Annotated in this window: 16 protein-coding genes and 1 pseudogene; 11 read left to right on the top strand and 6 right to left on the bottom strand. The window is 72.4% G+C overall.

Annotation, left to right across the window (positions count from 1 at the left end; all coding sequences use genetic code 11):
* Positions 1–221 precede the first annotated feature (221 nt).
* The 4 genes from B9S57_RS29000 (at position 222) to B9S57_RS28985 (ending at position 2,275) form a co-directional block, all read left to right on the top strand.
* Entirely contained in the window at positions 222–830 is a 609-nt protein-coding gene (locus B9S57_RS29000) for a hypothetical protein (protein WP_103760144.1), read from the top strand.
* A 70-nt stretch (positions 831–900) separates the two neighbouring features.
* On the top strand, positions 901–1,254 hold the full coding sequence (locus B9S57_RS28995; RefSeq protein WP_103760143.1) for an STAS domain-containing protein: 354 nt from the start codon (positions 901–903) through the stop codon (positions 1,252–1,254).
* A gap of 82 nt (positions 1,255–1,336) precedes the next feature.
* A complete protein-coding gene (locus B9S57_RS28990; RefSeq protein ID WP_107499032.1) occupies positions 1,337–1,819 on the top strand; it encodes an ATP-binding protein in 483 nt (160 codons plus the stop codon).
* A gap of 84 nt (positions 1,820–1,903) precedes the next feature.
* Positions 1,904–2,275, top strand: a complete 372-nt coding sequence (locus B9S57_RS28985) for an STAS domain-containing protein (protein ID WP_103760142.1) — start codon at positions 1,904–1,906, stop codon at positions 2,273–2,275.
* 96 nt (positions 2,276–2,371) lie between these two features.
* On the opposite strand, the gene B9S57_RS28980 is transcribed toward B9S57_RS28985, so the two are convergent.
* The 4 genes and pseudogenes from B9S57_RS28980 to B9S57_RS28965 all read right to left on the bottom strand — a co-directional run.
* Positions 2,372–2,794, bottom strand: coding sequence for an STAS domain-containing protein (locus B9S57_RS28980; protein ID WP_103760141.1), 423 nt, complete (start codon positions 2,792–2,794; stop codon positions 2,372–2,374).
* Complete coding sequence (locus B9S57_RS28975) at positions 2,791–3,885, bottom strand: B12-binding domain-containing protein (RefSeq protein ID WP_103760140.1); 1,095 nt, start codon at positions 3,883–3,885, stop codon at positions 2,791–2,793. The genes B9S57_RS28980 and B9S57_RS28975 overlap by 4 nt, the downstream gene beginning before the upstream one ends.
* Positions 3,882–5,552, bottom strand: coding sequence for a PP2C family protein-serine/threonine phosphatase (locus tag B9S57_RS28970; RefSeq protein WP_103760139.1), 1,671 nt, complete (start codon positions 5,550–5,552; stop codon positions 3,882–3,884). The genes B9S57_RS28975 and B9S57_RS28970 overlap by 4 nt, the downstream gene beginning before the upstream one ends.
* Positions 5,553–5,907: 355 nt before the next feature.
* Positions 5,908–6,434, bottom strand: a pseudogene (locus B9S57_RS28965) (sodium-independent anion transporter); the annotation flags it as partial.
* Between the two features lie 175 nt (positions 6,435–6,609).
* On the opposite strand from B9S57_RS28965, the gene B9S57_RS28960 reads away from it, so the two are divergent.
* Positions 6,610–6,906 carry a hypothetical protein gene (locus B9S57_RS28960; RefSeq protein WP_103760138.1) on the top strand — a complete coding sequence of 99 codons (297 nt, stop codon included), beginning with the start codon at positions 6,610–6,612 and terminating at the stop codon, positions 6,904–6,906.
* Here B9S57_RS28960 and B9S57_RS28955 read toward each other — a convergent pair.
* Complete coding sequence (locus tag B9S57_RS28955; protein ID WP_103760194.1) at positions 6,839–7,411, bottom strand: TIGR03086 family metal-binding protein; 573 nt, start codon at positions 7,409–7,411, stop codon at positions 6,839–6,841. The two genes, B9S57_RS28960 and B9S57_RS28955, sit on opposite strands and share 68 nt — an antisense overlap.
* Positions 7,412–7,493: 82 nt before the next feature.
* Here B9S57_RS28955 and B9S57_RS28950 point away from each other — a divergent pair, with 82 nt between their 5' ends.
* The 4 genes from B9S57_RS28950 to B9S57_RS28935 all read left to right on the top strand — a co-directional run bounded on the left by B9S57_RS28950 (position 7,494) and on the right by B9S57_RS28935 (position 10,371).
* Entirely contained in the window at positions 7,494–8,330 is an 837-nt protein-coding gene (locus B9S57_RS28950) for a helix-turn-helix domain-containing protein (protein WP_103760137.1), read from the top strand.
* A gap of 90 nt (positions 8,331–8,420) precedes the next feature.
* Complete coding sequence (locus tag B9S57_RS28945; RefSeq protein WP_103760136.1) at positions 8,421–9,170, top strand: Mut7-C RNAse domain-containing protein; 750 nt, start codon at positions 8,421–8,423, stop codon at positions 9,168–9,170.
* 44 nt (positions 9,171–9,214) lie between these two features.
* Positions 9,215–9,550 (top strand): YnfA family protein, encoded by a 336-nt coding sequence (locus B9S57_RS28940; RefSeq protein WP_103760135.1) that lies wholly within the window; start codon positions 9,215–9,217, stop codon positions 9,548–9,550.
* Between the two features lie 62 nt (positions 9,551–9,612).
* On the top strand, positions 9,613–10,371 hold the full coding sequence (locus tag B9S57_RS28935) for an SDR family NAD(P)-dependent oxidoreductase (RefSeq protein WP_103760134.1): 759 nt from the start codon (positions 9,613–9,615) through the stop codon (positions 10,369–10,371).
* 116 nt (positions 10,372–10,487) lie between these two features.
* On the opposite strand, the gene B9S57_RS28930 is transcribed toward B9S57_RS28935, so the two are convergent.
* The gene (locus B9S57_RS28930) at positions 10,488–11,681 is read right to left on the bottom strand and encodes an RtcB family protein (RefSeq protein WP_103760133.1); all 1,194 of its coding nucleotides are present in this window, start codon (positions 11,679–11,681) and stop codon (positions 10,488–10,490) included.
* A 171-nt stretch (positions 11,682–11,852) separates the two neighbouring features.
* Here B9S57_RS28930 and B9S57_RS28925 point away from each other — a divergent pair, with 171 nt between their 5' ends.
* Positions 11,853–12,680, top strand: a complete 828-nt coding sequence (locus B9S57_RS28925) for a hypothetical protein (RefSeq protein ID WP_103760132.1) — start codon at positions 11,853–11,855, stop codon at positions 12,678–12,680.
* Positions 12,681–12,891: 211 nt separating this feature from the next.
* Positions 12,892–13,719 carry a DUF3558 domain-containing protein gene (locus B9S57_RS28920; protein WP_103760131.1) on the top strand — a complete coding sequence of 276 codons (828 nt, stop codon included), beginning with the start codon at positions 12,892–12,894 and terminating at the stop codon, positions 13,717–13,719.
* Positions 13,720–13,865 lie beyond the last annotated feature (146 nt).

The following is a 13,865-nucleotide window of genomic DNA, read 5'->3' as shown; positions in this document are numbered from 1 at the left end:
GCGCTCTCCCCGTATGAGGCTCGTACAACGAAAGGGCGTCAGTCTCCTCGCGTCTGCGAAACTGGGGCGTCATAGGGAAAGCTCACACATGCCATGGTGTCAGAGGCGTCGACGGTCTTGCGGACAGGTGTTTCACCGCACGCCCGTGGGGGAGGTCACTGACGATGATCGGGTTGCGCGGCGGGGCTGTGTCTCCTAAGAAGTAGTCGGGTGGATGAGATATGCATCGCGGTGGCGGAGTGGGCGAAGGGACCGACGACCTGGGGCCCGAGCCTGCCCGGCGAGGGCGGCACCGGCGCGAGGCCGAGCGGGTACGGGACGACCGGGCCGAGCGGGGACAGGACGGCCGGGCGGGCGGGGCCGATGGGTCCGGGAGCAGGAGCAGTGGACGGGTGGGGGTGACCTACAAGTACTTCGGTGCCCCTGACGGGGCCACCGCCGCACGCGTGCCCATCTCCATGCGTCCCGAGGAGCTGGGCGGCGACGAGCTGGGCATGGGCGGCATGTTCAGCAAGATCAAGCCCGAGACGGTGGCCGCCATGGTCCTCACCGGCATACAGGGCATACCCCTGAACAAGGTCCCCCCGCTGGAGCTGGTCGTGCTCCATCCCGACTACGCGGTGGTCAAGCTGCCGATGACCGTGGTCGACCCCCTGCGGGACGTCGGCGAGGAATCGGTCGGCGCGGCGGCGTTCATCTGGTCCACGGTCCCCGACCGTGGCGGCCCGCGCGACGCCTTCAACGTCTACCAACTGCTCCACGAGTGGCAGGACTTCTCCCACCGGCTGCACGACGCCGGGCACCAGGCGTACTGCCTGGTGTGGCCCTGACCCGGCCGCGGGGGAGGCGAAAGGGCAGGCGGGCTCCACAGCTCCGCGCCGGTGTAGCACCATATGGCGCATGACGGCGGATGAACTGCGTGTGGTCGTGCAGACCACGGACGACGGTGTCGTGCTGGTCCGTGTCCGGGGCTGCCTTGACGGATGGTCGGGCCCTTCCGGACTGATCGGGGCGCTGGAGGAGGCTGCCGGGCGCGGCGGACGGCTGACCGTGGCCGATCTGTCCCTGCTGGAGTTCGCCGACTCGACCGGACTGCACGCCTTGCTGAACGCCCAGCGCCGCCACGACGAGGCCGGGGTGCGGCTGGTTCTGGCCGGGCCGCTGGGGACGGGCGTGCGCCGGCTCTTCGAGGTCTCGGGCACGCTCGGTGCCTTCACGTTCGCCGACACGGTGGACGCGGCGCTGACATGCTGACCGGCCGCGGACCGCGCCGCCCGGCAGCCGGTACCCCGGCGGTGCGTGTGATCCGGTCCCGGTCGGGCAAGCGCAGAAGGTAATGGACGGGGAACGAGAAGTGCTGTGGGACGGTGTGCGTCCGGCCGATGGGCCGGCGGAGGCCGTCGGCCCGGCCGCGCCGGGACGGCCGGGCCGACGGCCTCCGCCCGGTGTGCCGAGGAACGCGGCCGCCGCGCGGGATGTCGTCACCCGACTCCTGGAAGCGCAGTTCTGCGGGCTGGCCGGCGAAGGTCCGGCCGACGTCGTGGTCGCCGACGCCCTGCTGGTGACCTCGGAGCTGGTGACCAACGCCGTCCGGCACGGCGGTGGCCTCACCGGGTTCACGGCGGAGGTCACCGACGACGGCCTCCTCCTCACCGTCGCCGATGCCAGCACGCGGGCACCGGTCACCGAGGAACGCTCCCCGGGCGTCGTCTCCGTCGGCGGCTACGGCTGGCTGCTGGTGCGCAGGCTGGCGAAGCGGGTGTCCGTCACGTATCTGCCCGGCGGCAAGCACATCGTCGCGCTGGTCGCCCTCGCCTGAGCGGCGCTCCGCCCGGGCCGCCCCCGCCGTTCTCCCCGGCAGGGGTGTACGCGCGGACGGCGGCCCGTTGGCATAATTTCCCGCATGGTCCGCGAGCCCCTCGACAACTCCGCACCGGCCGACCTGTCCGTGGTGGCGTCCGAGGGCGGGAACGACGGCTGCTGGATCGTCCACGCCCGGGGCGACATCGACTCGGACAGCGTCGATCCGCTCTTCATCGCCCTGTGGCAGGCCTCGGCCGGACACGAGGTCGTCGTGCTGGAGGCGTCGGCGGTGACCTTCGCGGACTCGTCCGTCCTCAGTCTCCTCATCGAGCTGCACCAGCGAACGGATCTGCGCATCGCCGCACCGGGCGCGGCCCTGACCAGGCTCCTGCGGACCGCGGGTCTCGACCCGGTGCTCCGGAGCTATCCGTCGCTCGACGCCGCCCTCGGCGCGCCCCCGACCGCTTCCTGACCGCCCGGCCCCGGCCTGCCCGCGCGTGAGCCCTGTCGTGTCAGCTCTGTCGTGTCAGCGCCGCCGCGTCAGCCCTGTCGTGTCAGCGCCGCCGCGTCAGCCGGAAGGCGCCGGCGGGGGCACGGCCTGGTGCCGGCCTCCGCCGGGCGGCTGCCCGTCGTCCGACTGCTCGGCCTGCCGGTCCTCCCCGCCGAGGGCGAAGAGCTGCCCGGTCCCGGTGACGTCCAGGACCTTGCGGAGGAAACCGGGCGGGTTCTCCAGGTGCAGCACCACTCCCCGGGACGTCGTGCCGCGGTGGATCAGCAGCAGGCAGGAGAGGCCCGTCGAGTCGCACACCCGCAGCCCCGCGCAGTCCAGGTAGAGGTCGCGCAGGCCGGGGTCGTCGGCGAGGCACTCCTGGGCCCGTTCCACGAGCTGCTCGCCGGTGTCGTAGTCCAGGTCGCCGACGAGACGCAGTCGGGCGGCGCCAGGAGCGGCTTCGACCGCCAGGGCGAGGGGCGGGCAGGGAAGTTCGGTCATCCCAGGTCTCCGTGGTCATGGCCTGCGGCGGCGAGGGAGGCGTCCAGGACGGTGCGCGCCCGGCCGAGCAGCCGGGTGGACCGGGGGAAGTCCTTGAGTTCCGTCCCCAGGACGTCGAGGACCGGCCGCAAGGACACGGCCGGGACCCGTCGGGCCTCGAGGATGCCGGCGGTCCAGGACAGGAAGCCCGTGAACAGGTCGTCGTCGTCCGTGTAGAGGGCCACACCCAGGTATTCGACGATGTGGGCGATGTCCTGCGCCGTGTGCTCGCGCTGCTGCTCGGTGTAGCCCGCCGCCTGGGGGAAGCGGCCCTCCAGCTGTGCCAGCACCTCCCGCACGAGATGCGGCCTGCTGCGGACGACGAGGGTGTACTCCTGGTCGGCGAGGTGCGGCAGGCCGTCCGGGCGCCGCCCTCCGGCGGCCGGCGCCGGATCGGGGATGCCGTCCGCGATGCGGCTCGCCGCGGAACGCGCGTCGGGGGCCCAGGCGTCGGCACCCAGCAGGCGCGCGTACCGGCCGTCGGGGCCGAAGGCCGCCCCGCCGGCCAGGACCGGTACCCCCGCGGCCTGGCAGGCGGTGATCGCCGCGTGCGCGGTGGGCAGCCGGGTGGGGATCGAGGAGGACAGCGCGACCACGTCGGCACCGTTGCTGTGCAGGTGGCCGATGAGGTGCGGCGTGGGCACCTGGGCCCCGAGGAAGTCGACCCGCCACCCGCGCAGCGTGAGGACCTCGGCCAGGAGACGGGCGGGCAGGACGTGCCACTCCTGGTCCACACAGGCCACGGTGACCCTGCCGAGCCGCGGCGTGACACGCACGGCCGGGTGGTGGGCGAGCGCGGCGATGACCCGCTCGGCGATGGCGCTGGCCGCGTGCTCCTGCGCCACACCGAGGCGGTTGGCCGCCCATTCGGTGCCGACCCTCGCCTGCACGGGGGCGATGACCTCCAGCAGCGCCGTCTCCGCGTCGATGCCGTCGTCCAGGGCGCCGAAGACCACGGCGGCGGCAGCGTGTTCGTCCCGTTCGGTCACCGCGGCCCACATCCGGTCCTGCAGGCCGCGTATCCGGGGCGCGGCAAGGCTCTGTGTGCTCATCCCGTGTACCTGCCCCGAGTATGGCCGTCCACCGCACTCAGATGTGTGGTCTGCGGCGCGGTGATCGCGACGAGCGCCATGTCGTCGTGCCTGCCGTCGTGCAGCCACTGGGACGCGAGCATCTGGACGCGCTCGACCACGGCCGCGCCCGGCATCCCCACGCACTCCGCCACGGCCCGCATCAGCCGCTCCTCGCCGAACATCTCGTCGCCGAGGGGCCCTCCGCGGGCCTCGGTGACGCCGTCGGTGTAGAGCAGGCACGTCTCCCCCGGGAGGAGATCGGTCTCCACGGTGCGGGTCTCGATGTGGGGCAGCGCCCCGACCAGGGTCCCCTGGGTGTCGATCTCCTCGACCCGGCCGTCGTTGCGGATCACCAGCGGGGCGGGGTGGCCGGCCGACGTGAGGCGCAGGCGTACCCGGCTCTCCTCGCGCCGGACCGAGGCCAGCACCAGGGTCGCGAAGCGCGTGTGGTGCGAGGTGAGGAGCGCCCCGTTGAGCAGCCGCAGCATCCGTTCGTGGTCACCCGCCATCGGCGTCAGCGCCTGGAGCGTGTTGCGGATCTTGCCGGTGAGCACGGCCGCGTCCAGGCCCTTCCCGCAGACGTCGCCGAGGACCGCCAGGGACGCGTCCTCCGGTGTGCCGCCCGGGTGTACGTCGTAGAAGTCACCGCCCACCCGGTCGCGTGCGGCGGCGGGCTGGTAACCACCGGCGAACTCGACCCCGTTCACCCGGTTCAGCGGGGGCGGCAGCAGGTCCCGCATCAGGGTCCGGGTGATGTCGCTCTGTTCGGCGTACAGCCGTGCGGCGGACAGCGCGGCACCGGCACGCGCGGCGAACAGCCGGGCGAGCATCTCCTCGTTCTCGTTGAACTCCGTGGAGCCCGTGCCGCGCAGCAGGACCAGGACGCCCGCCGGGACGCCATGGCCGGGCAGGGGGGTGACGGCGGCCGACCCGACCGTTCCGACGAAGCCCTCCGGCAGGAGCCAGCCGGGCAGCGAGGCGGGGTCGATCCACCGGGAGGGGACGGGCGGGAAACCCTGCAGCGCCTCGCTCAGGCCGGGGACCTGGGCCGGGTCCGCCGTCACCGTGGCGCGGACCGCGGACCCGCCCTCGACGGCGTACGCCAGAGGCAGCTTCCGCCCCGACGGGGGCAGGACCACGACGGCCGCCTCGGCGAGGTGGCGGGAGGCGAGTTGGGCGGTGACCTGCATGCAGCGGTCGGTGTTCAGCGAGGACAGGAGGGTGTTCGACGCCTCGGCCAGGAGGACGGTCCGCTCCCGCTCGGTGGCCAGCTCCTCCTCCACGCGCTGCCGGCCGGTGTCGTCCACCAGCCACCACACCGTGTCGCCGCCCCGGTGCGGGACCGGGTGCGCCTCGAAGCTCCGCGCGCCGATCCGCCCCCGGAACGCAGGCAGGACCGCCGCGCCGTCCGGGCCGGCGGGAGGAACCACCGTCTCCTCATGGGCACGTGTCAGCCAGGCGGGCACCGCCTCCGGCAGGGTGGTTCCCGGTCTCACTCCGCCCAGGAGTGCGTCGGCGGCAGGGTTGAGGTCGACGACCGTCCCTGCCCTGTCGACGACGATCGCGGGAGAGGGGGCTGTCGCCCACAGACCGGGCGTGGGCCGTTGACGTGTTTTCGTGGCGATGTCTTCCTTCGGAGGAGCCATGAGGGGGGACCCGCCCGAAGCGAGTCGCACCACCTTCCAACTGGACGAAAGTTACTTTCCCTTCGGCAACCATTGCCCAGCCGAGCGGCTGATGGCAACCCACCCCCTCCGCGACGGGGGGCACGGCCCGCCCTCCCCGCGAGAGGAACGTCACAGCTCGCGCCTGCTCCCCGTGTCCGGTTCGCGGGGCCCTGCCGCCCGGGAAGAACGAGGCCCGGCACACCGCCGGCGGACGCCCAGGAGGAGCCTGGCCCGACCGGTCCCCCGGCATCCCCGGTCCGCCGGCCGCGGCACTCCGGGCGGGCCGGCCGTACCCGCTTCCGGGCCACCCGCCGACGGGCGGCCCGCCTGGGCCGAGGCGGCCGCCGAGGGAGCCGTGGAGGTCGGCACTCCGCGTCGAGACCGATGATCTCCACGCGCTTGCCCCGCTGTTCGTACGTGGTGGTGACGGCGTCCGGCGTCGCCACCTCCGACGCGTCCCAGATGTGCGCGGCGGGTCAGGTCGATGACGACCTCTCCCGGATCGCCCGCGTGGTCGAACCGGCCGACGAGGTCGTCGGAGGAGGCGAAGAACAGCTCGCCGAAGACGGATCGGACGACCCTGTCGACCTCCCGGTCGGTGACCGACGTGACGTCGGTCAGGTGGGCGACCCGCCGGGCGAGGACGACCATCGCTGTGACCGAACCCACGACGACTCCGACGGCGAGATCCTCCGTGGCCACGACGCAGAACACCGTGATCACCATCACGGCGATCTCTCCCGCGGGCATCCGCTTCAGGGTCCTGGGCGCGGTGGAGCGCCGGCCGAAGGTCGCGATGCGCACCATGACCATGACCGCGACGAGGGCCGCCATCGGGATGTCGGAGACGACCGGCCCGAACGCCGGGCCGGAGGCCTGACCTCGGAAGGCGCCCTCCGGCACACGCGGAGGAGGGCCTTCCAGCGGATACGGAGATCGTTCTTCGGCCATTCATTGGCCGAAGAACGGTCTCCAGCCGCACCACGGGGGCTGCCGATGCAAGGGGCACGACGAGCACGCCCCGAGGAGCCCCGCCATGGACGACCTGCTGCTGGCCCTGACCGTTCCGGCCGTGGCCGTCGCGAGCGGGGTGTACGCCGTCTGCGACTGCCGGCGTCTGCGCCGGGACCCGCCGTCCCCCTACACCCGCCGGGCCGCCCGCCTCGCCGCCCGCGAGGCGGTGGCCCGGGCCGAGGCGCTCGTCGACGGTGCGTACGCCGCCCTCGGCCGGCTCTACGCCGACCCGGCCACACCGCTCCCGGCCGTCAGCGGCCTGCCGGACTCCACCCCGGATCGCGGCCCGTCACGGCCAGCACCCGCTCGAAAGCCGTAGCTCCGGGCCGCACGGGAAAGGGCTCGCCGAACACCTTCATCTCCCGCGCCTGCGGGGCCATCGCCTCCAGCCCCGGCCCCAGTTCCGCCACCACGGCGGCGTCCGGCTCGAAGTCCTGTCCCGTCGCCCGGGCCAGGTCCCAGGCGTGCACGGTCAGGTCCCCCAGCACCATGAGCCCCACCGTCCTGGCCGGGATCCCCATCTTTCCGGGTGTTCCCTCCTCGGCGCCCGGCTGGGCCCATGCCGTCACCAGCAGCGCCGCCGCCTCGTCGAAGCGGCCGCGCCAGTCCCCCGTGACGACGTCGTCCGTCCGGCTGAAGTCGGTGGATCCCTTGACCGCGAGGGCCCTGAAATTCTCGATCACGAGGAAGAGATGGTTCAGCAGGGCCCGGACGTCGTACTCGCTGCACGGCGTGGAGTCGGCCAGCCGGTCGTCGTCGACGCCCCGCACGACGGGGACCGCCCGCGCGGCGGCACCTTCGAGGAGTTCGCTGATCGTCTTCATGTCTCCGACCATGCCCCCGCCGCCCTGCGGCGTCTTGAAGAAACACGACAGCGCGGCGGTTCGTCCGACCTAGGATCCGACCATGGCAGGGCCTGAACGCGAGACCAGGGGCATCGTCGACGCCCCCGACCTGTTCACCCACGTCCGCTTCCGGCTCCGCGACCCCGCGCCGGCGCTGCGGCACCACCTGGAGCACTACTGGCTGATCGACTGGGACCTCCCGCGGCCGTACACCTCGCACGTGGTGCCGCACCCGAGCGTCCACCTGGTCTTCCAGCGCACGGAGTCGGGCAGCGTGGCGGAACGGGCCGGCTCCGCCGAGGTGTACGGCGTCGTGGAGGGCCTGTTCAGCCAGCGCCTGGAGGGCAGGGGGCGGGTGTGCGGCGTGAAGTTCCGGCCCGGCGCCTTCCGGCCGTTCGCCCCGGACCGGCCCGTGTCGGAGTGGACCGGACGCCGGGTCCCTGCGGACGAGGCGCTGGCCGCACCCGTGGCCGGGCCTTCGGCCTCCGCGACGGCGCGGGCCGTACTCGATCCGGCCGACGAGGACGACCGGGTCGCGGCGCTGGACACGTACCTGCTCCCCCTCGTTCCGCCGCCGGACGCGCAGGCGGAGCTCGCGACGGAGCTCGCCGAACTCGTGCGCACGGACCGCTCGCTGCTGCGCGTGGACGCCCTGGCCCGGGCGGGAGGCATGTCCGTACGCTCACTGCAGCGGCTGTTCTCCGCCTACGTGGGGGTGGGGCCCAAGTGGGTGATCCTCCGCCACCGCATCCACGAGGCGCTGCAGCGGGCCGGGGCGGACCCGGAACCCGACTGGGCGGCACTCGCCGCCGATCTCGGCTACAGCGATCAGGCCCACCTGGTCAGGGACTTCACGGCCACGGTGGGCGTACCCCCTGCCGCCTTCGCACGGCGCTGACCCCCGCCCACCGGGGGATCCCGCGGGCCCGGCGGCCGGGGCGGCCGGAAACCCGTCGCCGCCGCGCCCCGCCGGTGGCATCCTGACCGGGTGAACGGACCCGAGATCTCCCTCGAAGTAGCCCCGGAGCTGCGGCTCTTCGTCGCACACGACCGCCGGCAGGGGACCACGGCCGTCGTCACGGACGGCTCGTCGACCCTCGGACACGTCGTGGAGTCACTCGGCATCCCGCTCACCGAGGCCGGGGAGCTCCTCGTCGACGGCCGCCCCGTGCCCGTGTCCCACATCCCCGCGGCGGGCGAACACGTCGGGGTGCGGCCGGTCCGGCGCCCCCAGGAGGTCCCGGGGGCGCCGCTGCGCTTCCTGCTCGACGTCCATCTGGGCACGCTGGCACGGCGTCTGCGACTCCTGGGCGTGGACGCGGCGTACGAGAGCGAGGACATCGGCGACCCGGCACTGGCGGCCCGCTCGGCCGAGCAGCGGCGCGTCATGCTCTCCCGCGACCGGGGACTGCTCCGGCGCAGGGAGATCTGGGCCGGGGCGTACGTGTACAGCGACCGGCCCGAGGAGCAGCTCCGCGACATTCTGGGGCGCTTCGCTCCCGCCCTCGCACCGTGGACCCGCTGCACCGCCTGCAACGGGGAACTCTCGAAGGCGGACAAGGACTCCGTGAGCGCCCTCCTGGAGGAGGGCACGCAGGCGTCCTACGACGTGTTCGCGCAGTGCACGGCCTGCGGCCGGGTGTACTGGCGGGGCGCCCACCACGCCCGCCTGGAAGCCGTGGTGGCCGATGCCGTAGGCGAGTTCGGCGTGGCGGGGCGCCGGACACCGACCGCCTGAGCGGCTCGGCACCGGCTCCTCCCCCCGCGTGACACCCTGGCCCCATGCTCGTCGCCCGCTCCGTCGCCCTCTTCGTCGTCGCCGCGCTCTTCGAGATCGGGGGCGCGTGGCTCGTCTGGCAAGGGGTGCGCGAGCACCGCGGCTGGATCTGGATCGGCGCGGGCGTCATCGCCCTCGGTGCCTACGGATTCGTGGCCACGCTCCAGCCCGACGGGGACTTCGGCCGCATCCTCGCGGCGTACGGCGGGGTGTTCGTCGCCGGTTCGATCGCCTGGGGCATGGTCGCCGACGGCTACCGCCCGGACCGCTGGGACGTGACCGGCGCGCTGATCTGCCTGGCGGGCATGGCGTTGATCATGTACGCCCCCCGCGACCACTGAAACCGCCCCGGCACCGCCCGCCTATCCTGGCCCCGTACCGATCAGCTGTCCGAGGAGTTCGCATGGCCGCCACCCCCATCGCCGTCATCACCGGCGCGAGCAGCGGCATCGGCGCCGCGACCGCGAGGCAGCTGGCCGCCGCCGGATACCGCGTGGTGCTCACCGCACGCCGCAAGGACCGCATCGAGGCCCTGGCCGCCGAGATCAGCGAAGCGGGTCACCAGGCCACGGCCTACGCCCTGGACGTCACCGACCGCGCCGCGGTCGACGAGTTCGCCACCGCGTTCCGGTCCCTGGCCGTCCTGGTCAACAACGCGGGCGGCGCACTGGGCGCCGACCCCGTCGCCACCGGCGACCCCGCCGACTGGCGCCAGATGTACGAGACCAACGTCATCGGCACGCTCAACGTCACCCAGGCCCTGCTCCCCGCCCTGACCGCGAGCGGGGACGGCACGGTCGTGATCCTCTCCTCGACGGCCGGCCTCTCCACGTACGAGGGAGGGGGCGGCTACGTCGCGGCGAAGCACGGCGAACACGTGCTCGCCGAGACCCTCCGGCTGGAGATCGTCGGAACCCCGGTCCGCGTGATCGAGGTCGCGCCCGGCATGGTCAAGACGGAGGAGTTCGCCGCCACCCGCTTCCGCGGCGACACGGAGAAGGCCGCCAAGGTCTACGCGGGCGTCGACGCCCCGCTCTCCGCCGACGACGTGGCCGACACGATCACCTGGGCCGTCACCCGCCCCAGCCACGTCAACATCGACCTCCTGGTCGTCCGCCCCCGCGCCCAGGCCTCCAACTCCAAGGTCCACCGCACCGGCTGAGGACCGACGACTGACGGCCGAGCCCCGGATCCCCGCTGCGGGAGCCCGGGGCTCCACAGCGGCAGGCCCCGGACCACGATGGTCCGGGGCCTGCCGCTCGTGCGGGGTGGGGGGCCTCAGCCCTTCACACAGACGATCTGCTTGATCTTGGCGACGACCTCGACGAGGTCCCGCTGCTGCTCCATGACCTGCTCGATCGGCTTGTACGCGGCCGGGATCTCGTCCAGGACGCCGGAGTCCTTGCGGCACTCCACCCCTCGTGTCTGCTCTTCCAGATCGCGCGTCGTGAAGCGGCGCTTGGCCGCGTTCCGGCTCATCCTCCGACCAGCGCCGTGCGAGGCCGAGTTGAACGCCTTCTCGTTGCCGAGGCCCTTCACGATGTAGGAACTCGTCCCCATGGAGCCGGGGATGATCCCGTATTCGCCGGCGCCCGCGCGAATCGCGCCCTTGCGGGTGATCAGCAGCTCCATGCCCTCGTACCGCTCTTCCGCGACGTAGTTGTGATGGCAGGAGATCTCACGCTCGAAGAGCGGCTTCGCCTTCTTGAACTCCTTGCGAACCACGTCCTTGAAGAGCGCCATCATGATCGCGCGGTTGTACTTGGCGTACTCCTGGGCCCAGTACAGATCGTTGCGGTACGCGGCCATCTGCGGAGTGTCCGAGATGAAGACCGACAGGTCCCGATCGACCAGACCCTGATTGTGCGCCAGCCCCCGGGCAATCCCGATGTGATGCTCGGCGAGCTCCTTGCCGATGTTCCGGGACCCGGAGTGCAGCATCAACCAGACCACCCCTGCCTCATCGAGACAGAATTCGATCATGTGATTGCCGGATCCGAGCGTTCCCATCTGCTTCGTCGCACGCTCCTGACGGAATTTGACCGCTTCGGCAATCCCGTCGAACCGCGACCAGAAGTCGTCCCAGCCGCTCGTCGGGAAGCCGTGCAGCTTGCCCGGGTCGACGGTCTCGCCGTGCATGCCCCGGCCCACGGGAATCGCCTGCTCGATCTTCGACCGGAGCCGCGAGAGATCGCCCGGCAGGTCGTTGGCCGTGAGCGACGTCTTCACCGCCGACATCCCGCAGCCGATGTCCACGCCCACCGCGGCCGGGCAGACCGCGCCGTGCATCGCGATCACCGAGCCGACGGTCGCCCCCTTGCCGAAGTGGACGTCCGGCATGACGGCGAGGCCCTTGATCCAGGGCAGCGTGGACACGTTCCGCAGCTGCTGCATCGCGCCGTCCTCGACGGACGCCGGATCCGCCCACATACGGATGGGAACCTGCGCACCCGGCACCTCTACATACGACATAACCCCTCGATTCCCCCGAAAAGACTGAAAGCGCAAAACCGGTGCCTAGGTCGGCATACAGGTCGGCCGACCGGCATTCACAGCGGCGCGTGCGATACACATTGTGTCCACCGGCCGCCGTCGAGCGGCAACCCGTTTTCGTACCGAAGGGAGCCTGGGACCGTGCGACACATGGCGTACGTACCCGGCGTCGCGCTTCTCGTGGCGCTCGTCGCCGGCTGCAGCGCCGGCTCCGACGCCGACGACCCCGCCGCCGACAGCAAGCCCGGCAGCCCGACGGTCACGGCAGCGCCTCCCGGGAAGTACCGGACGCTGCCCGAATCCTGCCGTGCCGTGCCGCGTTCCACGCTCAAGGACCTGCTGCCGGGCGCCGCCGAACTGCCCGAGGAGCAGCAGGAGAAGGTGTACGAGGGCACGGCGGCCGTCACCTACGACACCGACCGCAAGGTCGGCTGCCGCTGGGCGTCGGACGCCCCTGACGCCTCCCGGAACCTGTCCATCGACTTCGAACGCGTCGTGTCGTACGACCCCTCGGTGAGCGACGACGACCGCGCCCGGGAGGTGTACGCGAAGAAGGAGGAGGCCGCCGCCCTCCCGACGTCCGGCGGAGTCACCCCCAGCGAGAAGCCCGGCGACAAGCCCGGCGGGTCCTCCTCCGCCTCACCGAGCAGCACGCCCTCCGGCTCGCCGGGCGGCAAGCCCTCCGCCACCCCCTCCACCGAGCCCTCGGGCAGCGCCACCGACGCCGGCCCCGACGAGGACCTCAGGCCGCGGCTGCTGGACGAACTCGGCGACGCCGCGTTCCTGGACGACGCGCTCACCCAGGCGGGATCCACCGCGCAGCACCGCACCGTGAGCGTGGTATTCCGCACATCGAACGTCATCGTGACCGTGGTGTACACGGAACAGCCCGCCCTCTTCACCGCGGTCCCCGACAGCAGGGAACTGCAGGAGAAGGCGCAGGCCCTGGCGCGGAAACTGGACGAGACCCTCAGCTGATGACCGGTCCCCGGCGGCCCTCGGCCGGGGCCGCCGTCACACCCCGGCCCTCCGGCCGGAGGCGGCATCCGGTCGCGGTCCGTCGTACCGTGGCCCCGACCGGCGTACCGGGCGGTGATCCACCGCGACGTACGGCCCGGTCCCGCCCGACCGACGTACCACCCGCCCGCCCGCACGACCGACACCGCCGTGCCGTCCGAGTGAAGGAACCATGCACCGATCAGCCCCGCGACTGTCCCGCATACTCGCCTGCGCCGCCGTTCCGGTGATGCTCGTCGTCGCCGGCTGCTCGTCGGACTCCGGCGACTCGAAGGACTCGGGCTCCTCGTCCTCCCCGAGCACGAAGAAGGCCGAGCCGACCGTCGAGCCCGCGAAGTTCTCCTCGCTGCCCGACGCCTGCTCCGCGATCTCCGGGAAGACGATCGAGGCCCTGGTCCCGAAGACCAAGACCAAGGGCGGTACCCCGGGCAAGTCCAGCGACACCGCGGCCCGCGGCGGCTGCTCCTGGAACGGCCTGGACGACAACGGCGTCAAGGGTTCGCAGTACCGCTGGCTCGACGCAGGCTTCACCCGCTTCGACTCGGACCAGTCCCTGGGCAGCGGCGCCAAGCGCGCGACGGACGAGTACACGAAGCAGGTGGCCAAGGCGCAGGCGACCGAGGGCGCCGAGAAGCCCGCGGCCAAGCCCGCCACCGGTCTCGGTGAGCAGGCCACCGCCATCACGTACGGCCTGAAGAAGTCCGGCGAGGACTTCGAGTACGCGACGGTCATCGCACGCACCGGCAACGTCGTCGTCAGCGTCACCTACAACGGGGCCGGGTTCGCGGGCGCCAAGTCGCCCTCCTCCGCCGACATCCTCAAGGACGCGCAGAAGGCCGCCGGGGAAGCCGTCTCCGCCGTCGGCGCCGACGACGACGGCGACTCGAAGGAGTCCACGGCCTCCCCGTCCCCCAAGACGTCGTCCAAGACGACCGACAAGACGACCGACAAGACGTCAGCGAAGACGACCGGCAAGGCCACCGCGAAGGCGGACGGCTAGTCCGACACGGAGTCGTGACCGGAACGGGCAGGAGCACCAACTCCCCTGCCCGAAGGCGCCTTGACGAAGCCCGGTGCTCCTCCGAGTACCGGGCTTCGGCCCCTCCCCACGCAACACGCCCGGCGGGCATGTGCCAGGCTGTGCCC

Origin of the sequence: Streptomyces sp. SM10 (assembly GCF_002910915.1) — a bacterium.
In the GTDB taxonomy this organism is placed as follows: domain Bacteria; phylum Actinomycetota; class Actinomycetes; order Streptomycetales; family Streptomycetaceae; genus Streptomyces.
This window is presented reverse-complemented; position numbering and strand designations above follow the sequence as displayed.

Excerpts from the sequence above, each read along its gene's own strand:
- B9S57_RS29000 (WP_103760144.1), top strand. The coding sequence starts at position 222 with ATGCATCGCGGTGGCGGAGTGGGCGAAGGGACCGACGACCTGGGGCCC.
- B9S57_RS28995 (WP_103760143.1), top strand. The coding sequence starts at position 901 with ATGACGGCGGATGAACTGCGTGTGGTCGTGCAGACCACGGACGACGGT.
- B9S57_RS28990 (WP_107499032.1), top strand. The coding sequence starts at position 1,337 with ATGGACGGGGAACGAGAAGTGCTGTGGGACGGTGTGCGTCCGGCCGAT.
- B9S57_RS28985 (WP_103760142.1), top strand. The coding sequence starts at position 1,904 with ATGGTCCGCGAGCCCCTCGACAACTCCGCACCGGCCGACCTGTCCGTG.
- B9S57_RS28980 (WP_103760141.1), bottom strand. The coding sequence starts at position 2,794 with ATGACCGAACTTCCCTGCCCGCCCCTCGCCCTGGCGGTCGAAGCCGCT.
- B9S57_RS28975 (WP_103760140.1), bottom strand. The coding sequence starts at position 3,885 with ATGAGCACACAGAGCCTTGCCGCGCCCCGGATACGCGGCCTGCAGGAC.
- B9S57_RS28970 (WP_103760139.1), bottom strand. The coding sequence starts at position 5,552 with ATGGCTCCTCCGAAGGAAGACATCGCCACGAAAACACGTCAACGGCCC.
- B9S57_RS28960 (WP_103760138.1), top strand. The coding sequence starts at position 6,610 with ATGGACGACCTGCTGCTGGCCCTGACCGTTCCGGCCGTGGCCGTCGCG.
- B9S57_RS28955 (WP_103760194.1), bottom strand. The coding sequence starts at position 7,411 with ATGAAGACGATCAGCGAACTCCTCGAAGGTGCCGCCGCGCGGGCGGTC.
- B9S57_RS28950 (WP_103760137.1), top strand. The coding sequence starts at position 7,494 with ATGGCAGGGCCTGAACGCGAGACCAGGGGCATCGTCGACGCCCCCGAC.
- B9S57_RS28940 (WP_103760135.1), top strand. The coding sequence starts at position 9,215 with ATGCTCGTCGCCCGCTCCGTCGCCCTCTTCGTCGTCGCCGCGCTCTTC.
- B9S57_RS28935 (WP_103760134.1), top strand. The coding sequence starts at position 9,613 with ATGGCCGCCACCCCCATCGCCGTCATCACCGGCGCGAGCAGCGGCATC.
- B9S57_RS28930 (WP_103760133.1), bottom strand. The coding sequence starts at position 11,681 with ATGTCGTATGTAGAGGTGCCGGGTGCGCAGGTTCCCATCCGTATGTGG.
- B9S57_RS28925 (WP_103760132.1), top strand. The coding sequence starts at position 11,853 with ATGGCGTACGTACCCGGCGTCGCGCTTCTCGTGGCGCTCGTCGCCGGC.
- B9S57_RS28920 (WP_103760131.1), top strand. The coding sequence starts at position 12,892 with ATGCACCGATCAGCCCCGCGACTGTCCCGCATACTCGCCTGCGCCGCC.